The sequence below is a fragment of the Streptomyces sp. NPDC020965 genome, from assembly GCF_044333555.1.
In the GTDB taxonomy this organism is placed as follows: domain Bacteria; phylum Actinomycetota; class Actinomycetes; order Streptomycetales; family Streptomycetaceae; genus Streptomyces.
The window spans coordinates 786,142-795,698 of sequence record NZ_JBIRRE010000002.1 but is presented as its reverse complement, the minus strand read 5'-3'; the positions used below and the strand labels follow the sequence as shown (position 1 = coordinate 795,698).

At 70.7% G+C, this 9,557-nt stretch carries 8 protein-coding genes; 1 reads left to right on the top strand and 7 read right to left on the bottom strand.

All coding sequences use genetic code 11. The features are described from left to right. Nucleotides 1-133 precede the first annotated feature (133 nt). Nucleotides 134-1,408, bottom strand: a complete 1,275-nt coding sequence (locus ACH4S7_RS10435) for an extracellular solute-binding protein (protein WP_398520686.1) — start codon at nt 1,406-1,408, stop codon at nt 134-136. 684 nt (nt 1,409-2,092) lie between these two features. Between ACH4S7_RS10435 and ACH4S7_RS10430 the strand changes: the two genes are divergently transcribed. Next, complete coding sequence (locus tag ACH4S7_RS10430; RefSeq protein ID WP_398520736.1) at nt 2,093-2,854, top strand: GntR family transcriptional regulator; 762 nt, start codon at nt 2,093-2,095, stop codon at nt 2,852-2,854. A 54-nt stretch (nt 2,855-2,908) separates the two neighbouring features. Here the strand turns inward: ACH4S7_RS10430 and ACH4S7_RS10425 are convergent, their stop codons facing one another. The 6 genes from ACH4S7_RS10425 to ACH4S7_RS10400 all read right to left on the bottom strand — a co-directional run bounded on the left by ACH4S7_RS10425 (nt 2,909) and on the right by ACH4S7_RS10400 (nt 9,552). Continuing rightward, nucleotides 2,909-4,090: a hypothetical protein gene (locus tag ACH4S7_RS10425; RefSeq protein WP_398520685.1), complete on the bottom strand. Its 1,182-nt coding sequence runs from the start codon at nt 4,088-4,090 to the stop codon at nt 2,909-2,911. Between the two features lie 151 nt (nt 4,091-4,241). Further along, nucleotides 4,242-5,294 carry a glycosyl transferase gene (locus ACH4S7_RS10420; protein ID WP_398520684.1) on the bottom strand — a complete coding sequence of 351 codons (1,053 nt, stop codon included), beginning with the start codon at nt 5,292-5,294 and terminating at the stop codon, nt 4,242-4,244. 47 nt (nt 5,295-5,341) lie between these two features. Next, on the bottom strand, nt 5,342-6,148 hold the full coding sequence (locus tag ACH4S7_RS10415; protein ID WP_398520683.1) for a flavoprotein: 807 nt from the start codon (nt 6,146-6,148) through the stop codon (nt 5,342-5,344). Beyond that, nucleotides 6,145-7,590: a SagB family peptide dehydrogenase gene (locus ACH4S7_RS10410; protein WP_398520682.1), complete on the bottom strand. Its 1,446-nt coding sequence runs from the start codon at nt 7,588-7,590 to the stop codon at nt 6,145-6,147. The genes ACH4S7_RS10415 and ACH4S7_RS10410 overlap by 4 nt, the downstream gene beginning before the upstream one ends. Then, nucleotides 7,587-8,093, bottom strand: a complete 507-nt coding sequence (locus ACH4S7_RS10405) for a hypothetical protein (RefSeq protein ID WP_398520681.1) — start codon at nt 8,091-8,093, stop codon at nt 7,587-7,589. The genes ACH4S7_RS10410 and ACH4S7_RS10405 overlap by 4 nt, the downstream gene beginning before the upstream one ends. After that, complete coding sequence (locus tag ACH4S7_RS10400; protein ID WP_398520680.1) at nt 8,068-9,552, bottom strand: TOMM precursor leader peptide-binding protein; 1,485 nt, start codon at nt 9,550-9,552, stop codon at nt 8,068-8,070. Before ACH4S7_RS10400 ends, ACH4S7_RS10405 begins: the two co-directional genes overlap by 26 nt. Between the last annotated feature and the right edge of the window lie 5 nt (nt 9,553-9,557).

The window sequence follows — 9,557 nt, the reverse complement described above, 5'->3', positions numbered from 1 at the left end:
GGGCGTTTGGGTGTGCTGGGTCTGGCGGTGCCAATCACTCCCTTGGCTCTTGGGGCACTCATACCGGGGGTCGGGCCCTGTTTGGGGGGGGGGGCGGGGCCCCGGGGCCCCCCCCCCCCCGACCACCTGTGCCTTACTGCTTCTGCTGGAGGCGCTTGTTCAGCTCGCCCTCGACCTGCTTGGCAGCGTCGGCGGGGCTCTTACCGTTCAGGACCGCGGTCAGGTAGGTCTTGATCGGGTTGGGAGCGTTCTCCACAGCGGCCCACTCGGCGATCAGCGGGGTGGTGCCACCGAACTTCGCGGACGGGGCGGCCGCCTCGGCGACCGGGTTGCCCACGAGGTTGGTGTTGAGCGACTCCTTGTTCGGGATGACTCCGCTGACCTTGGCCAGCGCGCCCTCGTGCTTGTCGCTGAGCGCGATCTCCAGGAACTTCTTGGCGAGCTCCTGCTTCTTGCTGCCCTGGGCGACGGCGAGGTTGGAGCCACCGAGGAAGACACCCTCGGGCTTGTCGGCGGTCTCACCCGGGATGGTGAAGTAGCCGATCTCCTTCTCGATGGCCGGGTTGGCCTTGATGGCCGTGGCGGCCTCCCAGCCCATGCCGATGAAGGCGCCGGTCTTGCCCTTGGCGAAGATGTCGGCCTGCTGCGGGGTGGCCTCGTCCTTGTCCTTGGGCGCCTTGGAATATGCCTGGAGCTTCTTGTACTCCTCGGCCGCCGCGGCGATCTTCGGGTCGGCGAGGTTGGAGACCCACTTGTCCCCGTCCTTCTTCACCAGTTCGGCACCCTGGCCGATGGTGAGACCGACGAAGTGGTACCAGTTCTGGCCGGGCAGGTAGATCGGCTCCTTGCCCTTCGCCTTGATCTTGTCGAGCGCGGCGTAGAACTCGGCGCGCGTCTTCGGGGGCGCGGTGATACCGGCCTCCTTGAAGACAGTCTTGTTGTAAAGGACGACGCGGTTGGCGAAGTACCACGGAGCGGCGAACTGCTTGCCGTCGATGACGGATGCCTTGTTCAGGGTCTCGGACCAGTCGGCGCCGATTCCCTTCTTCAGGTCGTCGAGTTCGGCGAGGCCGCCCGTCTTGGCGTAAGCAGCGGTCTGGGTGTTACCGATTTCGAAGACGTCCGGAGGGTTCTCCTCGGAGAGGGACGTCGTCAGCTTCTGCTGAATGCCATTCCACGCCTGCTCTTCGAACTTGAGCTTGGCACCGGTCTGCTTCTCGAAGTCAGCGGTGAGGTCCTTCAGCCACTGGTCGGGAGTCGAACCGTCCATGGCCCAGAACGTCAGCGTCTGGCCCTTGAAGCCATCGGCTCCGGACTTGCCGCTGTCTTTCTTGTCGTCGCTACCGCATGCGACAATGCCGACCATCATGCCCGCGACGCCGATCGCCGCAATGAGCTTGCGCTTCACGCCACCCTCCTCAGGGATGTCTGCGAACCCTGCCCACCGCGAAGCTGATGCCTAGTACTGCTCGTACACCAAAGCTGCTGCTAGTACTGCTCGTGGGGCTGGGAACCGGTCCTTTAGTGGTTTAGACCAGTACCCGGGAGCTTGGCCTAGACCTTTCGGGCTGTCAAGACTCGGTCAGAAGCCCCAACCCGTCCGTTACCAGACCGACATCTGATCGCCTGCTTGCGCTCTCAGAGGGGTGGGCATTCTTTCTCAACCGTCCCCACAACTCCCCCGGACCGCACCCGCATCGTCGGTCACAGCGGGCAATGCGCACCCCTTGGTACGAACCATCTTCGGGGAGGGCCATCCTCGCGTCTCACCCGCCCCCCGCGCCAGCATTTCGGGAGTCCCGTGCACGAGACACGGAGGTTCCCCGCCATCGGGTCCAAGAGCCCCCAAGAGACCCTGCCGGGGGCGACCCTGACCAGCGGAAGGCCCCCCGGTAGGGTCTGGCGGCAACATTGCGCGATGGACTAGACCAGACACGGTGCCCACGGTGTATAAGAGGGGGCACTCGTGCCCGTCGCCCCCACCGGGGGGCGCCCGAGCGAGTGACGCCCGCGGGCCGGCCCGTGCCACGATGTGCATCTAGACATGGAGGAATCGGTGACGGCAGCAGCACACCAGCCCGGCGGACAGGGCATGGCCAAAGAGGCGGACGGCACCGAGACCCCCGGCGCTGCGCTCGTGCGCACCTCGCGCGTTCCCAAGTACTACCGGCTCAAGCGCCACTTGCTCGACATGACCGAAACCCTTCCCCCGGGGACGCCCGTACCGCCGGAGCGCACCCTCGCCGCCGAATTCGACACCTCGCGCACGACCGTCCGGCAGGCGCTGCAGGAGCTGGTCGTCGAAGGGCGGCTGGAGCGGATCCAGGGCAAGGGCACCTTCGTCGCCAAGCCCAAGGTCGCCCAGGCGCTGCAACTCACCTCGTACACCGAGGACATGCGCGCCCAGGGCCTTGAGCCCACCTCGCAACTCCTCGACCTCGGCTATGTCACGGCCGACGACACCCTCGCCGAACTCCTCGACATCAACACCGGCGGGCGGGTGCTCCGCATCGAGCGGCTGCGGCTCGCGAGCGGTGAGCCGATGGCGATCGAGACCACCCATCTGTCGGCGAAGCGCTTCCCGGCGCTGCGCCGCTCGCTCGTCAAGTACTCGTCGCTCTACACCGCCCTCGCCGAGGTGTACGACGTCCACCTCGCGGAGGCCGAGGAGACGATCGAGACCTCACTGGCGACACCGCGCGAGGCCGGCCTGCTCGGCACGGACGTCGGGCTGCCGATGCTGATGCTCTCCCGGCACTCGGTGGACGGCAACAATGAGCCGGTGGAGTGGGTGCGTTCGGTCTACCGGGGGGACCGGTACAAGTTCGTGGCCCGGCTCAAGCGCCCCAACTGACCCGACGGCCGGGATCCGGGGCGGTCGCCCCGGATCCCTCGCCCGTACCCGCGGTCAGCCGGTGGGGCGCGTCGCCGCCCGACGCCCGGCCGCGACGCGCCGCCGGGCCGCTTCGGTGAGGGTACGGCGCAGTTCCTCCGACACCCGGGCGCGCTCCAGCCGTGGCAGTCCACCGATGCCGATGGTGGACAACGCGATCTCCGCCACCCGGGACCGCCGCTCGGGCCCATGGGCGCGGGCCGCTCGCGGGACCTTCCGGGAGATCCGCTCCACCTGCCAGCCCACCAGGAAGCAGTGCACCCAGAAGGCATGGGTGTAGTCGGTCCCGAGCGCATCGCCGATCTCGCGCCAGAGCGGAGCGGCCCCGGCCTCCGACACCTCCGCACCGTCCTCGAAGAGTGCGTCCCACCCCACTCCGATGTGCGGCATCGCCTCCGACCACTGGACGCAGAGCGGTGTCCCGCCGTCCCCCACCAGATGGTCGAGGACCACCATCGACTCCCCGAACCGCAGGAACGGAATGAAGTCGATCCGCTCCAGCACGGTCCGCCCCTTCCCCGGGGCGAGCAGTTCCGAATCCGAGGCGAAGACGGCCGAGCGCCGGATGCCGTGGTGGTTCATGTCGGAGATGCTGTCGTCTCCGATGTGCTCCACGGGTGCCGGTACGGGGATGTAGACCGGGCACCCCTGCTCGCCCAGGTGGTAGGACATGGCCGAGTCGTCGTACTTCGCGTCGAACCTCGCCGTGCCGTCGGGATGGGCCCGCGCCACCTGTTCGGGCAGGCTGAGCGCCAGGACCGGAACGTACTCCTCGTGCCTCGCCCGCACCCAGTCGACGCCGGCGAGGGCGGCGAGCCGCATCAGCTCGCCGTTGCGGGTGTCCCAGTTGGCGTAGCAGGCGATCGCGGCGCCGGGGAACTGGGCGACGGCCGCGGAGATCTGGCCCAGCACCTCGGGGCTCGCGCTGATGTCGTCCTGGAGCACGACGTGATGGGTGGCGCCGTCGGCGACCGCGCTCCACGCGACCCGTGCGGTACGGAGCGGATTCGGCGCGGCGTGGGGTTCGGGGTCGAGCACGATGTCGGGGACGCCCAGTTCGGCGCCGAGGGTCTTGGCCATGACCAGCCGCCTGGGGTGCGTCATGATCACCGGGCTGAGCCGGACCGCGCCGGGGGCGGGGGCGGTCGGGACGGGTCGGACGACGATGTCGTCCATCGGGCTCTCATTCATGTTCATCGGACTCTCGGTAGCGGACTCTCGCCCTGTTGCGCCCTGCCGTGGTCTGTCGCGGCGGTACGGGGGTGTTCCGGGGTACGGCGCCGGCCCGGTGTGGATGGCGAAGCCGCCCCGCGCATCGTGGTCCTCGCGGTCATCGCGGTCCTCGCGGTCAGGGGAGCCGGGACAGGAGGTCGGCGGCCATCTCGTCGCCCGTCGTCCACTCGAAGGAGTCCCTCCGGTCGGGGTCGGCCGCCTTCCCCGTGGTCTTGCGGGCCCGTTCCGCGAGGTCCCAGAGGTCGTCCGGAGCGGTGCCGGAGCCGGCCGCGACCAGGAGCCCGGCGGCGTTCAACCGGTCCACGCGGAGGTCGAACGAGGTGGGGAAGCACGCCTCGGGGTCGGTCATGCCGAGCACGGGAACCCCGTTGTGGATCAGATCGCAGACGGAGGTCCCCATGGCATCCGCCACGACCAGGTCGGCGGCCCGGTAGTAGCGCTCCGGATCGGGGACCAGCCCGGTCCAGACCACGCGGTCCGGGGCGGGACCGAACCCGTCCCCCGGGTGGTCGGCCAGGACGAACAGCGCGCTCCCCGGGGAGGCGTGGGCGGACCAGGCGTCCAGGGCCGCCCGGGTCATCCGACGGCTCTCGGCACGAGCCGCCATGCCCCCGAGCGTGAGCACCGTCATCTCCGTACCGCCGTCGATCCCGAGCCCGCGCCGGGCCGACGCACGGTCCCCCGGGAATTCCTCGACGACCGGCCCCTTGAACGTGACCGGGGCCGTCGTGCGGAACGGCCCCGGATGGGCGGCGGAGAAGTCCAGGACGGTGATCCCGGTGGCGTGGTCGAGATAGGCGTCGTGCTCGGGCAGGCCGCGCTCCGCGTAGAACCAGTCGGTGAGCAGCAGACAGTCCAGCTTCCAGATCTTCCGGCAGAAGGGCATCGCCCAGAGCACCTCGTCGGAGACCACCAGATCGGGCCGGGCGATCCCGGCCAGCGTCCGCCAGACCTTCTCGGCGGCTCCCCGGGTCATGTCCTCCGCGTCGGTGATGCCGAGGTCCCAGCAGGGGATGTCCCGCATGCGGTAGTAGTCGACGGCGCTGCCGGCGGCGAGGAGGGTGACCCGCACATCCGGCCGCTGCCGGCGCATGGAGCGGATGATGCGGAGATCGCGGGCGGCGTGACCGAAACCATGGCCGCGACTGAGGAACAGGATGTCCGGCACGGTACCTCCGGCGAGGGGGAAAGGGCGGTGGATTGCTGGGCTCGCGCTCAGGCGCCGGTCGGGAGCACGGGAGCGGGGTCGGACTCGGTCACGGGAGCGGGGGCGGACTCCGTGGCGGGTGCGGCCTCCGTCGCCGGGTGGTGCCCGGGCTCGGGGTGGCCTTTCACCGAGGGGCCGGCCTCGGGTACGGGACGTTCCGCCGCCGAGGGGTGCGCGTCCGACCCCCCGGGTGGGGCGTCGACCGCGGGATGGACGCGGGCGTCCAGGTCCCGCAGCACCTGGAGCATCGGCGCGGGCCCCCAGCCGTCGTTACGCCCCGTGGTCGCACTCCGCGTCGGCACCGGTGGCACCACCTCCACCCCCGGTCTGCGCGTCAGCGCGGCCACATGCTCCCGCACCACCGGGCTCTGCCAGCCGCCGGGCGGCAGCGCCGGTGCGACGGTGATCGGCGCCCGGGTGCAGTGCAGGGCGAGCAGGCTGGGGGTGTCCGCGAGCCCCTGCGCCAGCCGGCCCAGATAGTGCAGGGTCGCCGGATAGACGGCGACCGCCTCCGCCCATTCGGCCAGTTCGACATGGAGCGCCCCGGCCGCGTGCTCGTCGGGCCAGGCGTCGAGCACGGCTTCCCGCCCGATGATCGCGCCGAGCGCCTCGCCGGTGACGAATCGGGTGGCGCTGCGGGTGAGCACCAGACGTACCTCCGTCTCCGGGGAGATATGGCGCAGCAGGGTGAGCGGGACCGGGACGTAGGCGGCGGTGAGGGAACCGGTGACGACGATCAGCAGTCGGCGGAGGGCGAGCGGTGGCGCGTGCCCGGTCCCGGCCCTGCCGTCGGGTGCCGTGGCCGGCCCCGTCATGAACTGTCCTCGGGCAGGGAACCGATGATCATCTCGCCGACCGAGGATTCGACCATCGGGTCGATCCCCGTCGCGGCGGCGAACCGGGCGGAGTTGCCACCGCCCGCACCGCAGACGGCGATGCCCATCGCGGTCGCCGCCAGATAGACGGACTGGTAGACGACACCGACGTTCTTCAGGGTCGTCGCGTAGCTGATGCCTCGGTACTTCCAGGCCAGGCGGTTGAACCGGGACGCGAGGGTGAGGACTACGTGGGGCACCGTGTGGCGGGCCGTGGATCCATGGGCGTCGTCGATGAGGGCGATGTAGCGGCGTGCGTTCGCGGTGACGAGTCGCAGCCCGTGGTACACCGGGTCGTAGTGGTAGAGGCCCGGTGCGATCCCCACGCACTTGCGCACCGTGAGGTAGAACTCCAGGTCGTAGGAGGCGCCGCCGGACGGGTACGGGCGCCGCGAACTCTCGTAGGGAGGGCGCCCCTCCGCATCGGTGCCAGGCGGAATGATCTCTTTCACCCGGGCGACCCGGAAGAGGAGTTCTCCCAACTGCTCCCGGGTCAACGGCTTCTCCCCCATGGTGCGGATCGACCGTCGTGTCTCCATGGTCCGGGCCAGGGACGGATCCGTGGCCACCAACGCGTCCAGATCGGGCCTCGGCAGCGGTATCAGCTCTCCGGGCATCGTCTTCAGCGCCGGCAGCGGTGCTTGCGCTCCCAGGAACGGGAAGACCCCACCGGTCGCCCGGTCGGCGAGGCCGTCCCTGCTGAGCTGGTGCAGCAGCACATCGTGGAACTCACGCGGAACGAGGTCCGGGTCCCGTTCCTCCGCCAGCAGACCGGAGTCATCGGTGGCCCCGGCCAGACCGAGGGCGACCAGCAGATGGAGGAACGCCTCGGTGTCCGCCGCCGTACACGAGGACATGGCACACAGGTCCGCGACGGTCCTGGCCCGACCGAGGAATCCGATCACCGCGGCGAGCGCCGGATCGGCGAGGGTGACCCGCGCGAAGGCGGTGGGGGATTCGACGACCATCTCCTCTCCTTTGCGCATGAGATGGGCGAATCGCGAGAGCCGCACCGTCTGCTCCCCACCCAGGGTGACGGGGGCGCACTCGCCCCGGGCGGAGATCAGTACGCCTTCGGCGATCTCCCGCTGACCGACGACGCTCTGGAGCCGGACAAGTCCGGCCCGGAGCAGCCGGGTGATCGTGACGGCGAGTACGGACGGATCGCTCGCCGGTCCCTCCTTGGCCGCCAGTTCCGTCATGTCCCGGATGGTCAGGGGCGTGCGGGACAGCTCCGTCAGTGCCGCGGCCACACCATGGTCGAGGTCGCTGATCACCACCGGGTCGCTCGCCGGGCTATGGATCGTGACGGTCCCGGCGAGATCCGGTCCGGAGGTCAGGGTGACCTCCGGAGTCGGAGAGATCCTCAGCCACTCGCTCATGCCGTACTCCCGACGATCAGTGTGCACAGATGGTCTCCGGACCCGTCCGGAGTGATGCCCGCTCCCGGGCGGGGCCGGGTGTCGATGACGGCGGGCACGCCGTGCCCGGCCAGGGCGGCGCGCATCGCCGCGAGGGCGCCACCGGCGGATGTCAGCAGGGCTCCGTACCCCGCCCCGGCTTCCGCGACCTCGCCGAAGAGCAGGATCGCGGATCCGTTCCAGGGCCCTTCGGCGTCGGAGAGGCGCACCCCGCTCACCGGTTCGTAGATGCCGGGCGCCCAGCCGTCGAGGCCGCGGAGAAGCAGCAGGACACGCAGATCCGGCGCGGAGGTGCGGCCGATCCGGGCCGCCTCCAGCAGCTCCGCGTGGCCCGCCGCCCGTTCACCGGAACGCTCCCCGCCCGTCCGGCTCAAGGGAGGCAGTGCCACTCCACAGCCCCTCGGCACGGCGGCGGCGCGAGTGCTCAGCTCCGTGTAGTTAGCGTGCTTGATCAGCAGTGGCACCCGTACCCCTTCCGTAGATCCCCACCACACCGGCCACCGACTCCTGCCGGGGATACAGCTCCAGTAGCTCCGGCAGCCGGGGGTCGGCTCCGGACGCCGGCACACAGCGGAAGCGGTCACCGGCCGCCTGACGCACCCGGGTCAGGGCGAACCCCGCCTCGATATGCGCCTGTCGATAGGCTTCGGCCCCCCAGCGCCAGGACAGCCAGGCGGGTGTCGCCACGAACACGAGGACCGCCAGGGGCGACGGCGGCAGCCCGGCGAGGACGATGTCCTGCGCCATGAGGTCGGACCGGGTGGCGAAGAGGGCCGACGAGCCCGGTTCGAGCCGGTGAACGGGGTGGGGCAGGCCCGCCGCGCCCAGGACATAGGTGTCCGCCGCCGGCCGGGCGTCCGCCGCGGCGAGCACATCGGCCAGTCCGGCCGGAAGCAGGTGCCCGGCCTCGGTGAGCGGGACGCGCGGGGAGGGGCGGAGGTCGTTCGGCAGCGTCGGCCGCTCGCGCCTCTTCGATCCGGCCGACTGCTCGGCTGACGGCCGGGAGGCCAGCCATTCGGAGAGCAGCGCGGCCACGCCGGGTTCGTCGCCGCCGTTCACCGCCCGTACGCCACAGGTCCGGCACCCCGGCTCGGGGGTCACATCGAACTCGTCGGACTGGAGATCCGTGAGGTCGAACCGGATCATCCGCCGTCCGGTCCGGGGCCGGGTGAGGCCGGTGAGCAGGGCGACGGCCTCCGTCGCGGCCAGACCACAGGCGAGGGTGAGCGCTTCGGGGGCGAGCCGGCCGGAGGGCCAGCCCTTCGCCCGCCGGCCGGCCCGGAAGCAGGACGCACAGGCCGTGTCGGTACCGGAGAAGTAGGGTCCGACCTCCAGATGGTCGCGGTCACCGGCGATCCGCAGCAGCGGGGCCGAAGTGGTGCGGCACCGCTCGGCGAGGGCGTCGAAGTCGTCCTCGCCGACCGCGACGACCAGCCGGTGGGCGGCCGGGGGGAGGGCCCCGACGGCGTCCGCGCCCTGGTGGACGCTCCCCACTCCTGTCGTACGGAGATCCTCGGCCAGCTCATCGGCGCCCCGGCCCACCACGGCGACGGCACAGGCCGCCAGCGCCTCGGACACCTCCCGCGCATTGCGGTAGCGGCGGGTCAGACCGAGGCTCCTGGACAGATAGGTGCGGTGCGCGTCCCCCGGCGGCTCCGGATCGGCTCCGTACTCCAGGAGACCGCTCCGGTCGAGCGCCGTGATCACCTGCGTCAGCTGCGCGGGCGTCAGGCCCAGACGTTCCGCGAGCGCGGTCTGATCGTGCCGACCGTCGAGGAGGGGCAGTACGCGGGGCAGCACCTCGGTCGCGGCCCGTCCGGTGAACAGTCGCCGGGACGGGCCTCCTTCGATCAGCAGTCGGTCCGGGCCGTCGACGACGGCGACGCCCTGGACGAGCGCGGGCGCCAGTCTTGCCGGGTTCATATCAC